The following is a 15,628-nucleotide window of genomic DNA, read 5'->3' on the forward strand; positions in this document are numbered from 1 at the left end:
CCCATCGAGGCGGATTACAGGTCAGGCGACGTTGCCACGCACAGTGACGCGGTAGGCGTAGGTACCGGCGATGATCGTGATCGGAATGCTCGCCAGCAGGCCGATGCCGAGGAGGAGACCGCCGACGATGTTGATGCCGACCAGGGCGAGTGCGAGCACGAAAAGGGTCCCACCGTTCGAGGCAATCGCCTGAGCGCTCGCCTTGATAGCGGGGATTGGCTCGTCGCCGCGGTCGATGACGAACTGGAAGGTCCACCACGTGAAGAACGTGATGACGATGCCGGGGATGATCAGCAGGACGAAGCCGATGCTGGTTGCAATGCCGACGAGGATGCCGGCGATGATGACGGCGGCAACATTGCCGAACTGGAAGAAGGACCCGAACGCGGGCTTGACCCCGTCCACCTCGTGCAGAGCGCCGCGAACGAGTGCCGCCTGGATCAGGAGTGAGACGACACCGATGATGACGCTGAAGATCAAGCTGAAGACGATGTTGTTGGAGCTCAACACGTAGTTCAGTACGACCTGGATGACCGCGGCGATCAGGACGATGCCGACCCAGACGAGTGCGTTCTGCTTGAACTTCTCGAATCCGTAGCCGATGGCTGTTCCCACGGATAGCTGCGTCGCCATCGGCGAGTTACCGAAGGACGGAGGCGGCGGGTAGTTGCCCTGTGGTGGCGGTGGGTAGCCACCGGGTGGCGGGTAGCCACCTTGCTGGGGATAGTCGCCGGGAGGAGGCGGGTAGTTCCCGGGCGGCGGGTAGTTGCCCTGCGCGGGTGGTGGGTAGTTGCCGGGTGGTGGGTAGCCGCCGCCCTGCGGCGGGGGATAACCACCGGGGTTCTGTGGATCCTTGTCGGGGTCGTAGCCGCCTGAGGTCATGGTGTCCTTCTCCCTCGGGATAAGTTTGTCGCGGTCACTGTACGTCCGATTCGTCCTCGAGTCGGGTTCTGTCGCGTTGCAACGTGATCTCGATCGGTCCGTGGTCAGACGATCGAGGGGTCGAACACCCATGGTTCGCGCGGCACCAGCCTCGGCTTCCACCGCTCGAGCAGTTCCTCGGCGTTCTTCACGTCCGGCATGCCGAGGGATGCTGTGATGAGCGCCCATGCATCGGGCCGTTCGCGCAGCGTCACCGCGCCGTCCCGTTTGGCCAGACGCTTGCCTTCGACGTTCAGAGCGAGGGGCACGTGGACGTACGTCGCGGGGGTCAGGCCCAAGAGTTGAGCGAGGTAGCCCTGCCGCGGCGCGGACGTGAGCAGGTCGTCGCCGCGCACGATCTGGTCGACGCCTTGCGCGCCATCATCGACGACGACGGCGAGGTTGTAGGCGGGTACACCGTCGGATCGACGCAGGACGAAGTCGTCCACCTGGCCTCGGAAGAGACCGTGCAGCTGATCGACGACGGTGAATTCGGTTGTCTGCGAGCGCAATCGAATAGCCGGCGGGCGGTCCTTCGCTGCTCTCTGGTCCGGGGTGAGATCGCGGCAGGTTCCGGGATACGCGCCATCGGGTGCGTGCGGAGCTGACGCGGCTTGCAGGATTTCCCGACGCGTGCAGAAGCATTCGTACGTCAGCCCGGCGGCGGTGAGCGTGCGAATCGTGGCGTCGTAGATTTCCCGACGCTCGGATTGCCGCATGATCGGCCCGTCCCAGTCGATGCCGATTGCCGCGAGGTCGTCGAGTTGACGTTGCTCTGAGCCGGCTTTCACGCGATCGAGGTCTTCGACGCGCATCACGAAACGCCGTTCGGTGGAGCGGGCGAAGAGCCAGGCCAGCAGTCCTGTGCGGAGATTGCCGAGATGGAGATCGCCCGAAGGACTGGGGGCGAAGCGGCCGGCGGGCATGGGGGCAGCTTAGTTTCTGGTTGTTGGACACAGAAGCCGTCATCAGCGATTTAGCAGACCGACCAGATCTAGGCGTTGTAAATGCATTCCACACTATCCACGCCGAAATGCCAGTTCGGCGTACCGCGGACGACTACGTCATCGCTGCGTTGGTTGAAGACTTGGGCGATGGTCATACGAGCCAGGTGCCGGTTGTGACCTCCAAATGGAAATATGCGCTAGCTCGGGCATGAAATGCATTCGACCGGAGCAGGCCTCGCCGCATGACAGCATGTTCATATGGTGCCAAGTCCCTCCTCCGAACAGCCTCATGAGATGCCGTCCATCGGGGGTGAACACCCAGGAGCGCGTTGGTGGAGTCTCGACATCCACGCCCACTCGCCGGCGTCGTTCGACTACGGCGGGCTGGACGGCAAGCTTTACGAGGGGGAGAAGCCCTCGTACAAGGAGTGGATCCAGGCTTACATTGACGCAGGTGTTGACGGAATCGTCATTACTGATCACAACTCGCACGACGGCATCGATCCGGCGCGCAAGGCTCTGGACGAGCTTCGTGGCCGCGACCCAGATCTCCCTCCGTTTGTGATCTTCCCAGGAGTCGAGATCACGGCGTCTGGTGGTTTCCATGTGCTTGCCATCTTCGATCCCTCAAGTGATGCTTCCGCCGTCGACCACGCCCTGGTGCGCTGCAAGTATCTGGGCACGCGCGGCCGGAGTGATGAGACAGCGAACATGACGGTCCGCGACATTGCAGAGGTAATCACAGGTCAAAGCGGTATTTGCATCCCGGCGCATGCAGACCACGGGCGAGGCGTCTTCGGAATGGATGCTCGAGAACTCGATGCGCTTCGGGAGTCGGACCTTGTTCAGGCTGTTGAAGTCGTGGACGACGCAGAGGTTGCGCAAGCAGTACGAAGTGGATGGGTGCCGACCTTGGGATCCGACGCGCATCACCTGACAACCGACACGTGTCCTGAGGGGGAGACTGCGAAAGCACCGGGCACTCACCTGACGCTAATGAAGGCAGAATCGCTCGATCTCGAAGGACTCCGACTCGCGCTGACCGACTCAGACGAGTCCATACGGCGGGTCCGAGCCGGCTACGACGATCCCAATGTAACTCAGCATGGGCATGTCGATCAGATTGAGCTTGTGCACCGCGGTGTCACCGAGATGTACCGCTTTGGTCCGTGGATGAACTGCCTGATCGGCGGTCGAGGCGTTGGGAAATCCACGGTCCTGGAACTGCTCCGCCTTGCCCTCGGACGCTCGGACGAGCTGGAGGGCACTGTGGCCAGCGACTTACGACGGTTCAGTCCTTTTGCAACCTCGGATGAGCGCTGGTGGACGGAGGACACGCGAATCACCGTCCGTTACACGAAAGATCGAAGGCAACTGCGCGTTCTCTGGAGCGGGGCGGAGCCCGACAAGTCGCGCATCGAAGTGAGGACGGGTGATTCGTGGGAGCTGCAGTCGGGGCGATCGAGTGACCGCGCCCCGATTCGCATATTCAGCCAGAAGCAGATCTACGAACTCGCCACCTCGCCACAGAGTTTCTTGAGAATCCTCGATGACATGCCACCGATCCGGCGCATTGAGTGGACCGAGGACTACGAGGCCTTGCAGCTCCAGTTCAAAGATGAGCGCAACAATCTAGCGAAAGAGCTTGCCGAATCGAAGAAGGCAGACCGGATCCGTGGTCAGTTGGAAGAGGTTCGTGGGCGCTTGAGCCACCTCGAAAGGCTCCGCGCGAGTGCCGAGTTCCAGGAGCTGGAGGCCGTTGAGACGTCGATCAGGCATTCCGCCCAGACAGAAGAACGAGCCCAAGGTGTTGAGGACACGATCGTTGAAGCAGCTCGTTCCCTGCGCGAGCTTGCGAACTCGAACCCAACGATGGACGAGTATGCAGAGAGGAAGGCGTCGTTCATCACCGCGGCCGATGTCCTTGACCGGGCCTCGTCCGGCTTGCAGGCCGCACGCACAGAGTGGCAGACGCACGGCTCTGGCGAGAAGTGGCGGCAACGAGCATCAGTCCTCAACGCCTGGTTGAACGAGCAAGGTGGCCAGTCGACGATCTCGCCTGAACAGACTCAAGCCGACCGACAGCTAGAGAAGGACCTTGACGCCCAGCTTCGCGGTTTCGAAGGCTTGGATGACCGGTGTGCGGAACAGCAGCAAACCATCGAAGAGGTCCTCAAGCGTCTCGAAGAAGCACGGCAGGAGCTGCACCAGCGGCGGCGAACCTACACCTCACGGCTCAATAGCTCTGTGGACGCGCTCACCAAGGTTGAGGTGTTTCATCAAGGAGACATCGAGAGCCTTGGTGACGAGCTCCGCCGTGTCCTGAACTGCCCGGAGTCGTTCGATTCGGCGTTTGCCAAGGACGGCATACCGTCGTTCTTGAACAAGTACCAGCCCAAGGACCCCAGGTTTCCGAACAAGGTCCGCGATTTCAAGACCGACCTGATCGATCTAGTTGAGCACGGCCCCGAGTCGAAGATAGGGCAGGCCATCAAGGTCGATATGCGTTTCTACAGTCGACTTGCGAACGCAGACACGTCCGATCTCGTCACCGACATCATGCTGTGGTTCCCAGAGGATCTCGTCGCCGTGAGCTACCGCCCTGCGCCGAAGTCCAATTTCGTCGCAGTGGACCAGGGATCACCTGGGCAGAAGACAGCGGCGTTGCTCACGGTCGTCCTGCAGATGGGGTCATACCCTCTACTCCTTGACCAGCCTGAGGATGACCTTGAGAACAAGCTCATTCGGCACCTGGCGGTTGAGACATTGAAGAGCATTAAGAATCATCGGCAGCTCATCGTCTCCACGCACAATGCGAACGTTGTTGTGACATCCGGTGCCGAGAACGTGCTCGTGATCCGGCGCGGCGAGTTCACGCCCGCCATCGAAGCCGAGGGAACGCTGCAGACGGCCGCCGTCAAGGAGGAGGTTTGCGAGATCCTCGAAGGTGGTGAGGACGCAATCAAGACCCGATACCGTCGCTTGGTTGGTAAGTAAAGTCAGACCGACAGAGTGCGTCGTCCGAGGTACGGAATTGTCGCCCGATGCACACGACCAGCTCCCAATGTCGGACCCCCTCACTAGCTTGGACCCAATTCTTTCAGTGAGGGAGTGTGCACATGGCTGTTGTACCTGTTGCGGTATCGCGTCTGGGTGACGGGGACTCGCGCGAAGCGCAGAACGCTCGTGCTGTGAGATGGCTGCTCGACCAACCTGGAGGCTTGATAGTCGTGGTCACCCCCAGGCGCGGAGTCGAGAGTGCGAGCCTGAACCGCTTAATCGCACAGCGAGGCGTGACCCATCACGCGTGGCGCGGATACCACGGTGGTTATTTCGACCGCCAACGAGTGCTCTACGCGTGGCCGGACCGTGAACGCTTAAACCACCTGTGGAACGTGGAAGCTGATGCCATCGCCGTCATCGAGTGGGGAACAGAGGAAACAGCGGAGTGGATCGAGGACGTGAAACCGATCCAGTTACTTCCTGGCCAAACGATCTTGCCGACGCCCCGCGACCCAGAAGAACTGGAACCGCTACCGAACGGCGTCGACGCGATCCTTGAGAGCGTTGCGGCTTGGGCGGCAGGGTACGACTCCGGGCTCAAATGGAACGAGAAAGACAAGCTGAAGGCCGACATGATGAACCGCCCCGATCGCTGGCTGCCCATCACCGTCGAGCAAGTGCGTGCCAGGTGCCGCGCTCTCGGCATGCGCGCGGACGATGTCGATACGATCGCCGGCTTCCTTCAGCGCCGCAAAGAAGGAGGTCGCTTCAACGTGCGGACCTCCTATCGCACGTTTCAGTTCAACTAGTCCACCCGCTCGGTCAGCTCCCAAGTGCAGGCATGAGTGCAGCATCATCAGGTCGTTGACGGGCGACTTCGGTCCCGAGCGCGCATGTCCGTCAACCAATACCGACGATGCGAAAACTGTAGTTCCAATGGGTGGGGCGATGTGGGCACTGCAGTCGGATCCCGGAGCGCGAGGACTGTGAACAGCCACATCCTCAACCTCAACCCGTGACAACAAATCTCGCCCCACCCGGGATCTGCAACCCCACTGCATCCCCGACCCGTACCGCAGATCCCGCCGCCAACTCCACTTTCACGGTCGTCGCGCCCACGGTGACGTCCGCAATGCTGCGAAAACCGGTGGGCCGTATGCCCGACACGACCCCACGAATCCCGTTGTCATTCAAAGTGATCAACTCATGTCGAAGCAGTAACACGGCAGGCCCAGCCGGCAAAGAAACTCCTTCGACCTTCAGCTCCCCGAGCTCGGAGCGATGTACCCCAACCCCGTCCCACTGCCCCTCGAGTTCGTTCATCCCACCCATCAGTCGCGACACTGCGAGCGTGCTCGGACGCGTGTAGGCCGTCGCGATATCGGAGTGATGCTCCAATCGCCCGTCGATGAGCACTGCGACCGAATCGGCCAGCACCGCCGCTTCCTGCTGATCGTGGGTGACGAGCAGCAGGGTCTGATCGAGCGTCGAACGTAATTCGCGAACCAGGTCGTGCATCTCGCTGCGCAACACAGGGTCCAGAGCGCTGAAGGGCTCGTCCAACAACAACACTCGCGGTGAACCGGCAAGTGAGCGTGCCAACGCCACCCGTTGGGCCTGCCCGCCGGATACCTCCGACACCGCGCGATCCCCGATGTCACCGAGATGAACCAGATCGAGATACTCCCGGGCACGTTCGCGCGACCGCTTGCGACTTTCCCCGGCCGCGCGGTACGCGAAACCGATGTTGTCCAGTACCGACATGTGCGGGAACAACATCGGACGTTGAAACACCATCCCGACGCCGCGGTTCTCGGCCGCAACACCGTTCACCTCGTGGCCGTCGATCTGCACCGTGCCGGTGGTGGGTGAATCCAATCCCGCGATGAGCCGCAGCGCCGTACTCTTGCCCGAGCCCGACGGCCCGAGAATCGCCGTGCAGGATCCCGGTGGCACGGTGAGATCCAACGAATCCAGAGCCGCAACCGATTGACCGGCATGTACTTTCGTGAGTCCGTGAACGGACAGTTCGACGCTCATCGTGCACTCCTACGACGCAACCGGGCGAGCATGAGCACCAGCAACAACGGCGGCACGACGGCGGTGACCGACAGCGCAGCCACCACCGAATCGTTACCGGTCCCCGCAGCGAACGAGGCGACAAGTATCGGCACGGTGACCAGTCTGCCGCCACCGATCAACAGGGTGATGACGTAATCGCTCCACGCCACGAGGAAGGCGAGTAACGCCGCCCCCGCCAACGCCGGAGCCAGCAGGGGAATGCGAATCCGTCGCAGCACCATGGCACTCGACGCACCGAGCGTGCGGGCCTCCTCCTCGTAGCCGATGTCGTATGCGCCGAACGCCACTCGCATGAGATACGTCGTATACGGAATGGCCGCAACGGTCAGCAACGCGATCACAGCCACCGTGCTCGGAATGCGGGAGCGCAGCACCAGAACATCGAGTCCCAACGCCACCGCAAACGGGGGCAGGGCCAGCGGAGCGAAGAGAACCCCGGCCACGAAAGCGGGAAAGCGCACGTTGCCGTTCAACAGGGCGCGAGCAGCCAACGCGCCCAATGGCGTTGCGATGGCGGCGACGGCGAGAGCGAGCAGGGTAGACCTCACGAAAGCATCGAAGCCCCCGGCGTCGAGGGCACTCCGGACGCCGTCGAATCCCCATTCTTGCGGAACCGAGCCGGGAAACGACCAGCGATTGCTGATGGCCCACAAGATAACCGGGATCAGCGGCAACAGGAACCACAGGACCAGGACGGACCTGCCGACAGCGGGAAGAACCCTGTTCACTTCCACCTTGTTCATTTCCACGCTGCCGATCTGCGCAGATAGTGCAGTGCCACCGCGGCCACGACCACCGTGAGAGCGGTGGCGATCGTCGCGGCAGCAGCTGCCTGCGGACGCGTCTGAAGATCGATCGACGTGAACAGGCGAATCGCCATCACCGACAACGGTTCCGGATACGGGCGACCCAGTATGCGGGCCACCTCGTACGAGCCAACCGTGTAGGCGAACGCGATGGCCGCCGACGCGATCAGTGCGGGCCGAGCCAACGGCAGCGTGACCAAACGGAGCCGAGCCCACCGGCCGGCGCCCAAGGTCGCGGCCGTCTCGTCGAATGCCGCTACACGGGTGGCGAGAGTCCCGGCCACGACAACGGCCACGAAAGCCGATTCTTTCCAGGCATATTCGGCGACGACGGCGATCCACCACTTCCCACCGACCAACTCCGGCCAGCCGCCGTCGGTCATGCCGAGAATGCGGGGCAGCATGCCCGAATCCGCCAACAGCAATGCCATCGCGGCGGCACCGATCAGGTGCGGCACCGTGATCGTCAACCCGGCAGCGACCAACGCGGCGCGTCCACCCGACAAGGCCGTCAGTGCCGCGGCAAGCCCGATCACCGTGGCCAATGCCGTCGAGACGACGGCAATCGACAGCGTCAGCACCACCGAGCGCCATAGGTCACCGCCCAGAGCGGAGTACGCGTCGACCGATAGTTCGGGGGTTCCGACCAAAGGCATCAGACCCAGGCTCTGCAGCACCACGGTTCCGAGACCGCCGCCGACGACGACAACGACCAAGACGACGGCGGGGAGTACCGCCGCTGTGCCGCGAAAGCTCCTCGTGGACGCGCTCACTGACCGGCGAGCACGCTTCGACGCCAACCCTCGTCGACCGGCGAGACCCAGTCGGCTGACAGTTCTGGATGCGCGTTGGCCGACAGCTCTTCGTAGGACGGCAGAACCGTCGAACTCGGCAACGCCTCGAACCTGGCGCGGGCGTCATCGGGCAATCGGTCGATATCGAGCACGGTGAACTGGCCCCACACTTCCGGCGTCGCCTTTGCGAGTTGTTGCTCGGGCGACAACGCGAGATTGGCAACCACCTGCGCCGCGGCCGACTTCCCCGACGTCGACGGAATGGCAAGGAAACTCGCATTCCCGACGGTTCCCTCGTCGAGAGTCAGCACGCGGGTCTCCGGTGGGAAGGTGCCGTCGGCGACGAGTTTCGGGAGGGTCGCGGGGCCGTACGTCATCGTCATATCGACTTGACCGCCGGCGTAGAGGGCGTCGAGCTCGGAGGAGGACTGTGGATACGTCGTGCCCTCGCGCCACAGCGACGGCGCGAGCTCGTTCAATCGATCGAACAATGCCGGGGCGAGTCGGTCGTAGGGGTCCTGATCGAACTGAGCGGGAACCTCGTCGACACCGCCGGAGGCGTTGATCAAGGCTTCACGCACGAACACCGAACCGGTGAAGTCCGGGGGAGCGGGGTAGGTGAAGCGGCCCGGGTTCGCTCGCGCCCAGTCGAGCACGCCGTCGAATGTCGTCGGCGGATCGGGGATGGCTGCTGCGTTGTAGACCAGGGTGAATTGAGCTTTGTGCCAGGGTGATTCACAGTTCTCGACCGGGGTGCCGAAGTCGTCGCGCAACAGCGGATCCTCGGGATCGGTCAGTTCCATGTTCGGCAGATTCTGCGTCCACCCGCAGAGCCACGCGCCGGCCTGCTTACCGGTGCCGAAGTTCGCGCCGTTGACCCACACCAGGTCCACCTCACCGTCGGTGACCCCGGCCTGCCGCTCGGACAGGATGCGGTTGACGGCATCGGTGGTCGATTCCACCGGCACGCGACGCAATGTGACGCCCTCCGCGGCGGCCGCGGGGGTGAGCACGTCGTCGACGTAGGCATTGCCCTGCTCGTCGCCGCCGTACATCCACAGCGAGACGGTCTGTCCTTGCGCCTGCTCCTGGATCTCGCTCCAGGACAGGTCGTCGGCGCGCGGAGCCTCCGATGATGGTGCTGCGCATGCGGTGAGCAGCAACCCTGCGCTCGCCGCAATCGCCACTGCGCACCGTACTGAACGAATCACCCGGGGGCCTCCAGATCAACCGAAGCAGCCGTCGTCGACGCTGCCCTCACCACCGTAATCGGTCGAATGCGACAACCGCTGAACACGCGGGCAGACCGGCCGTGTGCACAATGGATCGTGAACCGTCGGACGAGAGGCACACACCGTGACGCAGGACCGCCCGACGCGTAGTCGCCGCGGCACGACCCTGAAATTGCTCGCGGCTGCCGTGATCGTCATCGCTGTGGTGATCGTGCTGAGCACCGTCGATCTTCCCGATCCGTCGTTCATCCGCGATCGCGTGGCGTCGGCCGGGCCCTGGGGCATCGCGTTGTTCGTCGTGCTCTATGCCGTCCTGTCGGCCACCCCGTTCCCCGCCAGCACGTTGACCATCGCGTCGGGACTGCTGTTCGGGTTGGCGGTGGGCGCGACCGTCGTGGTGTTCGCTGCCACCGCGGGGGCATATCTCGGGTACTGGGGAGCGCGGGCGCTCGGCCGTGGACAGGTGGCCCGCACCGAATGGGACAGGCTTCGCCGGCTCGACGCCATGCTCGGGCGACGGGGACTGCTGACAGTACTGGTCGTGCGACTGGTGCCGCTGCCGTTCTCCCTGGTCAACTACGCGGCCGGAGTCAGTGCAGTGGGGCAACGTGACTACGTGGTGGGCACCATGATCGGCATCGTGCCCGCGACCGTCGCCTACACCGCGCTCGGTGCCTACGGAACCTCACCGCTGTCGTGGCCGTTCGCCATCGCACTGCTCGCGGTGCTGGCGATCGCGGCCGGCTCGGCCCTGTTGGCCCGCCGTCTCGGGCTCACCGGAGCTGCCGAATGATCGACAGCTTTCTGCGCCGCCACCTCGAAGGCCCACTCGATCGTTGTGCCCGCGCGCTCGACCGTCCCTCGATCACCCCGGACCGGATCACCGTCGCGGGACTCGTACTGGGCTTGGGTAGTGCACTCGCCGCCGGCCTGCAATTCTGGTTGCTCGCGTTGGTGTTGTGGATCGTCTCCCGCATCGCCGACGGTCTGGACGGACCGCTGGCACGCAGGCGGGCGACAACAGCCGGGGCCGGCGGATTCTTCGACATCACCGCCGATTTCGTGGTGTACGGAACGACTGTGGTGGGCGTCGCGGTGGGTGCCTCGGCCGCGTACGACGCCCCCTGGTGGCCGTTCCTGCTGGTGCTGTTGGCGTACTACATCAACGGGACCGCGTTTCTTGCGTTCTCCTCGATTGCCGAACGCACCGGTCGTACCATCGACGACGGCCGCTCGCTGTCGTTCCTCGGGGGCCTGGCCGAGGGTGCCGAAACAATTGCGGTGCACAGTCTCTGGCTACTGCTCCCCGGCATCTCGTGGCAGATCGCGGTGGTGTGGGCGGCCGTGGTCGCGGTGAGCTCTACCCAACGGATCATCGCCGGGTATCGCGCTCTTTCCTGACGAACCACGCACCGCGCGCCTTCGCCAGTGCGGCGGTTGCCCGAGAAATCACCGGAGAACCCAACTGCGCCTTCACGTCTGCGATCGCCGCGTTCCACGGCCCGTCGTTGTACGTCGGATACGGGTGCGTTGCCCCGGCGAGATCGCGGGTACGCAGGCCCTGCTCGATGGCGATGATCAGCTCCCCGATAGTCTCGCCCGCTCGCGGTCCCACCACACACGCTCCCACGATCCGACGCTTCGCGTCGAGAACGAGGGTCGTCGATCCGGTAGTTCTGCCCTCGGTGACGGCTCGATCGACGTGATGGTGATCGAGCGTCTGCAATCGAAGTCCACGCTGCCGCGCAGTCCGCACATCGATTCCGGCCGAAGCGATCTCGGGATCGGTGAACGTCACCCGCGGCATCCCCGTCGTACTCACCTTTCGGTTCAGGCCGAGCGCCGCGTTGCTCGCGGCCAGGCTGCCGTGCACACCGGCGGTGTGGGTGAACTGAGGGTGACCGGTGAGATCTCCGGCCGCCCAGATGCGGGGATTGGTGGTTCGTAGATGCTCGTTGACCCGCACGAATCCGTTGCCGTCCAATTCCACACCGGCCGTGCCCAACCCGAGCGACGCGGTTCGTGGGGTCCGCCCGGTGGCGACGAGCACCCGATCGAATTGGATCTCGACACCTGAGTCGGTCACGGCCGAGCCGTTCTCGATGCGCACGACGGCGGTGGAGGTCAGGACGCGCACGCCCTCGTCGGTCAGGGCCTGCGTCAGTATCGACGAGGCCTCAGGGTGCTCGCGGGGAAGGATCGTCGCTGACCGTCCGACAAGGGTGACGTCGGATCCGAGACGCGAGAATGCTTGCGCCATTTCGCAACCCACCGACCCGGCACCGACGATCAGCAGTCGCTGCGGTAAGTCCTTCAGATCCCACAGGGTGTCGCTGGTCAGGTAGTCCACGTGCTCGATGCCGTCGATCGCCGGCACTGTGGGATGCGCGCCGGTGGTCACGATCGCCTGACCGAAATGCAGCATCCGCGTGCCAACATTCACCGTGTTCGGACCGGTGAACACGGCGTTACCGCTGATAACGTCGACCCCGGCCGCAGTGAGTGCCTCGGGTGAATCGATCGGCGCGATCTCGGCGATCGACCCGTGCACGTGCTGCATCACGCGCGCAAAATCTACGCGCGGTGGTTCGGTGTCGATGCCGAACCGGGACGCGGATCGAACCGTCTCAGCCACCGAAGCCGCCGCGAGCAGAGCCTTCGACGGCACACACCCGGTCCAGAGGCAGTCGCCGCCGGTGCGGTCCCGCTCGATCAACACGACGCGAATGCCGAAGCCGGCCGCGGTCTTTGCCGCCACGATGCCGGCGGTACCGCCGCCCACCACGACCACGTCGGCGCGGTTCTCGGGCACACTCGAAGACGAACGACGAATTCCCATACCTCCCACTATGCCCGCGCCTTGGAGAGACCCGAGATGAGACGACCGACCAAGTACACCTTCTCGGCGCGCCTGTACGACGTGATCTCCGCCGAATGGCCGGTGTATCGAGCCGGACGGGAGGCGGCGTTCGAGCTGATGAATCTGCCTGTGGGGAGCCATGTTCTGGACCTCGGCTGCGGGACGGGGCTGAACTTCGCCGGGTTGCAGCGGATGATCGGCCCGACCGGCTCGATCACCGGAATCGATGCCAGCCCGCAGATGCTCGAACAGGCCCGACTTCGAGCTGCCCGCGCAGGGTGGATGAATGTCACATTGATCCCCGCCGACGCCACCGCCCTGACGTCCGCCGATCTGGGGGAGCAGGCCCCGTTCGATGCGGCCCTGAGCACCTACGCGCTGTCATTGATGACGCCATGGCAGGCGGCGCTCGAATCGATGATCTCGGCTACACGGGTGGGCGGCGTCGTGGCCGTCGTCGACATGCAGCGGCCCGTCGGACGAGCAACTGCGTGGACGCCGCTCGCGAAGCTTGCGTGTCGACTCGGAGGGGCGGATATCGAGGCGCATCCGTGGACAGCGATGACGCCACTGCTGCAGGATCTTTCGGCCCGCGCTGTCCGCGGAGGCCATATCCAGATTCGCGTCGGGACTGTCAACTCTGGCTCGGCAGAGCCGAGTTCATGAACGGTGGCGTCGAACGGCTCCTCGTCGCGCGAGGTCTGCCTCGTCGAACGGCGATCGAGTCAATTCGTGCGGCCATACCACCAGTGTCCGCGCATCGGGTGCATCGTCACCCGGATATCCGATCGAGCCACTCGGCCAACAACTGCCGCTCCGAATTACTCAGTACGTCGATGTCGGAAATCGAGGCTCGCAAGGCAATCGCTGCACCGTGCGCAGAGCTTTCGGGATACCGAGGTGTGTCGACGACGATGTGGCGCATGACTGCATCGAACAGCTCGTCGGCGAGTCCGACGTCTCGGCGATCGTGCTGTGTGCCGAGGATGGTCAGGACAGCACCCGTACCCGCGGCATGAATGAGCTCCACCGCGCGCTGCTCGGTGACCCGAAGTCGGCCGGCGCGGGCTATCCGGCGAATCCGTGCCGCGAGAACGGCTTCTCCTTCCCGGACCGCGGGAGAATCGGGCACTCGAGCAGGGTCGCTGAGCAGAGCGAACAAGGTTGGGTTGGCGATCCCGAACTCGATCTGTGCGCGCCATCCGGTTTTCAGATCCTCCACGGGGTCACAGTTCTCGGCGAGCTCATTGTCTGCGATCTCGGACTTCGTGGACACATAGGTGGCCATGACATGTTCGGCCACGGCGTCGAGCAGACCATTCTTATCCCCGAACAATCGGTAGATGGCCGGTGCCTGAACCCCGGCCGACTCGGCGACGCCGCGAGTGGTCACCGCCCCAGGGCCGTTTTCTTGCAGAAGCCGAGCTGCGGCATCGACGATTCGTCGACGGGTGCTGTCTCTGGTGCTCGTCGACGAATCCTTCACGTATCGACGATAACGCACTGTTGCTATCGTTGTGTTTCCGGTGTTACCTTCTATTTGATTCCATTGATAACTGGAGGTTGTCATGATTGTCATCACCGGAGCTACCGGGGCATTGAACGGTGCCACCGTCGACCATCTACTCGACCTCGTTCGCCCCTCGGAGATCGCCGTCGCGGTTCGCGATGTGGCTCGGGCGCAGCGCTTTGCGGATCGTGGCGTGCAGGTGCGTCGAGGCGATTATGACGATTCGGACTCGCTGACGACGGCGTTCGACGGGGCAGACCAGGTGTTGCTCGTCTCGTCCAGCGATCCCGGGGCCGACGCGACAGCGTTGCATCGCAACGCGATCGACGCGGCGGTCGCCGCCGGTGCCGGGCGCATTCTCTATACGAGTCACCAGGGCGCGGGGCTCGACAGTCCGTTCAAGCCTGCGCGCGATCATGCTGCGACCGAGCAGATGTTGGCCGACAGCGGTGTGGCGTGGACGTCGTTACGCAACGGCTTCTACGCACACAGCCTCGATTTCGTCATGGGCGATTGGCGCGAGACCGGCGTTGTATCCATACCCGTGGACGGCCCTGTTTCGTGGACCGACAGAGCGGATTCGGCGGAAGCTGCCGCCGCGATACTCACGTCGGATGGCGCATACGAGGGCCCCACGGTGTTGACGGCCCGCGATGCTCCTACAATGACCGAGGTAGCGGCCATCGCGTCGACAGTCGTGGGTCGAAAGATCGAGGTATCGATCGTGGGTGAGGAGCAGTGGGTCGCCGATCGCGTGGCTGCAGGTGCGAACGAGTTCATGGCTCGCTTCACCCTTGGCATCTTTCTCGCCGCCCACGACGGCCGATTCGCCGGTACCGACCCGCTGTTGGGCGAACTGCTCGGTCGCGAACCACGAACTACGCGTGACTTTCTCGTGTCGAGTGAACGCGCGACGTGACATAGCCGTGCCCGCCGCCGTTGCCTTCAGTTTATCGCTGAGTTGGGGGCTTGCGGCAAGACCCAGTCGGTGGTGCACACTCTTCCGGCTACCGACACGGAGGAATTTCTATGGCAGACATGGCGGATACACCGGAGCGATTTCGGGTGCACGAGTCCGGTGCCTACTTTCATGGCACGAAGGCCGATCTGAAGGCCGGCGATTGCTTGTCTCCCGGCTATCGCTCCAATTACCGTCCCGAGCACATCTCGAACTACATCTACATGACCAAGGTGCTGGACGGTGCCGTGCTCGCGGCCGAGATGGCCGTCGGCGAGGGGCGTCCTCGGGTCTACATCGTCCAGCCGACCGGCAGTGTCGAGGACGATCCGAACGTCACCGACAAGAAGTTCCCCGGCAATCCGACGCACTCCTATCGCAGCGCGGAACCAGTACGCGTCGTCGAAGAGACGTCCGAGTGGGTCGGGCATTCGCCCGAATATCTGAGCCGGTTTCGGGACGGTCTGGAGAAGTTGAGACAGACGGGAACTGCGGTTCTCTACGACTAGCCGGTG

Annotated in this window: 15 protein-coding genes; 7 read left to right on the forward strand and 8 right to left on the reverse strand. The window is 63.7% G+C overall.

What is annotated here, in order from left to right; translation table 11 throughout:
• Positions 1-21: 21 nt before the first annotated feature.
• Positions 22-882 carry a hypothetical protein gene (locus ASH04_RS00890; RefSeq protein WP_082519162.1) on the reverse strand — a complete coding sequence of 287 codons (861 nt, stop codon included), beginning with the start codon at positions 880-882 and terminating at the stop codon, positions 22-24.
• 104 nt (positions 883-986) lie between these two features.
• Positions 987-1,847, reverse strand: a complete 861-nt coding sequence (gluQRS, locus tag ASH04_RS00895; RefSeq protein ID WP_057472533.1) for a tRNA glutamyl-Q(34) synthetase GluQRS — start codon at positions 1,845-1,847, stop codon at positions 987-989.
• 315 nt (positions 1,848-2,162) lie between these two features.
• On the opposite strand from gluQRS, the gene ASH04_RS00900 reads away from it, so the two are divergent.
• Both ASH04_RS00900 and ASH04_RS00905 read left to right on the forward strand, forming a co-directional pair.
• Complete coding sequence (locus tag ASH04_RS00900) at positions 2,163-4,865, forward strand: TrlF family AAA-like ATPase (protein WP_235579897.1); 2,703 nt, start codon at positions 2,163-2,165, stop codon at positions 4,863-4,865.
• Between the two features lie 122 nt (positions 4,866-4,987).
• Positions 4,988-5,680 carry a hypothetical protein gene (locus tag ASH04_RS00905; protein WP_057472534.1) on the forward strand — a complete coding sequence of 231 codons (693 nt, stop codon included), beginning with the start codon at positions 4,988-4,990 and terminating at the stop codon, positions 5,678-5,680.
• A gap of 199 nt (positions 5,681-5,879) precedes the next feature.
• On the opposite strand, the gene ASH04_RS00910 is transcribed toward ASH04_RS00905, so the two are convergent.
• From ASH04_RS00910 to ASH04_RS00925, 4 genes are read right to left on the reverse strand one after another with little or no spacing between them, the layout of a single operon-like run.
• On the reverse strand, positions 5,880-6,911 hold the full coding sequence (locus ASH04_RS00910; protein ID WP_057472535.1) for an ABC transporter ATP-binding protein: 1,032 nt from the start codon (positions 6,909-6,911) through the stop codon (positions 5,880-5,882).
• On the reverse strand, positions 6,908-7,696 hold the full coding sequence (locus tag ASH04_RS00915) for an ABC transporter permease (RefSeq protein WP_057472536.1): 789 nt from the start codon (positions 7,694-7,696) through the stop codon (positions 6,908-6,910). The genes ASH04_RS00910 and ASH04_RS00915 overlap by 4 nt, the downstream gene beginning before the upstream one ends.
• Positions 7,693-8,532 (reverse strand): ABC transporter permease, encoded by an 840-nt coding sequence (locus ASH04_RS00920; RefSeq protein ID WP_057472537.1) that lies wholly within the window; start codon positions 8,530-8,532, stop codon positions 7,693-7,695. The genes ASH04_RS00915 and ASH04_RS00920 overlap by 4 nt, the downstream gene beginning before the upstream one ends.
• A complete protein-coding gene (locus ASH04_RS00925) occupies positions 8,529-9,764 on the reverse strand; it encodes an ABC transporter substrate-binding protein (protein ID WP_057472538.1) in 1,236 nt (411 codons plus the stop codon). The genes ASH04_RS00920 and ASH04_RS00925 overlap by 4 nt, the downstream gene beginning before the upstream one ends.
• A 145-nt stretch (positions 9,765-9,909) precedes the next feature.
• Here ASH04_RS00925 and ASH04_RS00930 point away from each other — a divergent pair, with 145 nt between their 5' ends.
• Both ASH04_RS00930 and ASH04_RS00935 read left to right on the forward strand, forming a co-directional pair.
• Positions 9,910-10,578: a TVP38/TMEM64 family protein gene (locus ASH04_RS00930; protein ID WP_235579898.1), complete on the forward strand. Its 669-nt coding sequence runs from the start codon at positions 9,910-9,912 to the stop codon at positions 10,576-10,578.
• On the forward strand, positions 10,575-11,186 hold the full coding sequence (locus ASH04_RS00935; RefSeq protein WP_032364601.1) for a CDP-alcohol phosphatidyltransferase family protein: 612 nt from the start codon (positions 10,575-10,577) through the stop codon (positions 11,184-11,186). Before ASH04_RS00930 ends, ASH04_RS00935 begins: the two co-directional genes overlap by 4 nt.
• On the opposite strand, the gene ASH04_RS00940 is transcribed toward ASH04_RS00935, so the two are convergent.
• On the reverse strand, positions 11,158-12,624 hold the full coding sequence (locus tag ASH04_RS00940) for a dihydrolipoyl dehydrogenase family protein (protein WP_057472539.1): 1,467 nt from the start codon (positions 12,622-12,624) through the stop codon (positions 11,158-11,160). The two genes, ASH04_RS00935 and ASH04_RS00940, sit on opposite strands and share 29 nt — an antisense overlap.
• A gap of 36 nt (positions 12,625-12,660) precedes the next feature.
• Here ASH04_RS00940 and ASH04_RS00945 point away from each other — a divergent pair, with 36 nt between their 5' ends.
• A complete protein-coding gene (locus tag ASH04_RS00945) occupies positions 12,661-13,311 on the forward strand; it encodes a class I SAM-dependent methyltransferase (RefSeq protein ID WP_032408542.1) in 651 nt (216 codons plus the stop codon).
• Between the two features lie 106 nt (positions 13,312-13,417).
• Here the strand turns inward: ASH04_RS00945 and ASH04_RS00950 are convergent, their stop codons facing one another.
• Positions 13,418-14,131: a TetR/AcrR family transcriptional regulator gene (locus ASH04_RS00950; RefSeq protein ID WP_200937257.1), complete on the reverse strand. Its 714-nt coding sequence runs from the start codon at positions 14,129-14,131 to the stop codon at positions 13,418-13,420.
• Between the two features lie 82 nt (positions 14,132-14,213).
• Here ASH04_RS00950 and ASH04_RS00955 point away from each other — a divergent pair, with 82 nt between their 5' ends.
• Together ASH04_RS00955 and arr are read left to right on the forward strand one after the other, a co-directional pair.
• Positions 14,214-15,074, forward strand: coding sequence for an NmrA family NAD(P)-binding protein (locus ASH04_RS00955; protein ID WP_032387983.1), 861 nt, complete (start codon positions 14,214-14,216; stop codon positions 15,072-15,074).
• 119 nt (positions 15,075-15,193) lie between these two features.
• Positions 15,194-15,622 (forward strand): NAD(+)--rifampin ADP-ribosyltransferase, encoded by a 429-nt coding sequence (gene arr, locus ASH04_RS00960; RefSeq protein ID WP_032364755.1) that lies wholly within the window; start codon positions 15,194-15,196, stop codon positions 15,620-15,622.
• Positions 15,623-15,628 lie beyond the last annotated feature (6 nt).

Origin of the sequence: Rhodococcus sp. Leaf233, from assembly GCF_001426165.1 — a bacterium.
Taxonomy (GTDB): Bacteria; Actinomycetota; Actinomycetes; order Mycobacteriales; family Mycobacteriaceae; genus Rhodococcoides; species Rhodococcoides fascians.

Bases quoted from the DNA above. Each gene is read 5' to 3' on its own strand.
- ASH04_RS00955 (WP_032387983.1), top strand. From the start codon at position 14,214: ATGATTGTCATCACCGGAGCTACCGGGGCATTGAACGGTGCCACCGTC.
- ASH04_RS00900 (WP_235579897.1), top strand. From the start codon at position 2,163: ATGCCGTCCATCGGGGGTGAACACCCAGGAGCGCGTTGGTGGAGTCTC.
- ASH04_RS00945 (WP_032408542.1), top strand. From the start codon at position 12,661: ATGAGACGACCGACCAAGTACACCTTCTCGGCGCGCCTGTACGACGTG.
- ASH04_RS00905 (WP_057472534.1), top strand. From the start codon at position 4,988: ATGGCTGTTGTACCTGTTGCGGTATCGCGTCTGGGTGACGGGGACTCG.
- ASH04_RS00915 (WP_057472536.1), bottom strand. From the start codon at position 7,696: ATGAACAAGGTGGAAGTGAACAGGGTTCTTCCCGCTGTCGGCAGGTCC.
- ASH04_RS00935 (WP_032364601.1), top strand. From the start codon at position 10,575: ATGATCGACAGCTTTCTGCGCCGCCACCTCGAAGGCCCACTCGATCGT.
- ASH04_RS00940 (WP_057472539.1), bottom strand. From the start codon at position 12,624: ATGGGAATTCGTCGTTCGTCTTCGAGTGTGCCCGAGAACCGCGCCGAC.
- ASH04_RS00890 (WP_082519162.1), bottom strand. From the start codon at position 882: ATGACCTCAGGCGGCTACGACCCCGACAAGGATCCACAGAACCCCGGT.
- arr (WP_032364755.1), top strand. From the start codon at position 15,194: ATGGCGGATACACCGGAGCGATTTCGGGTGCACGAGTCCGGTGCCTAC.
- ASH04_RS00910 (WP_057472535.1), bottom strand. From the start codon at position 6,911: ATGAGCGTCGAACTGTCCGTTCACGGACTCACGAAAGTACATGCCGGT.
- gluQRS (WP_057472533.1), bottom strand. From the start codon at position 1,847: ATGCCCGCCGGCCGCTTCGCCCCCAGTCCTTCGGGCGATCTCCATCTC.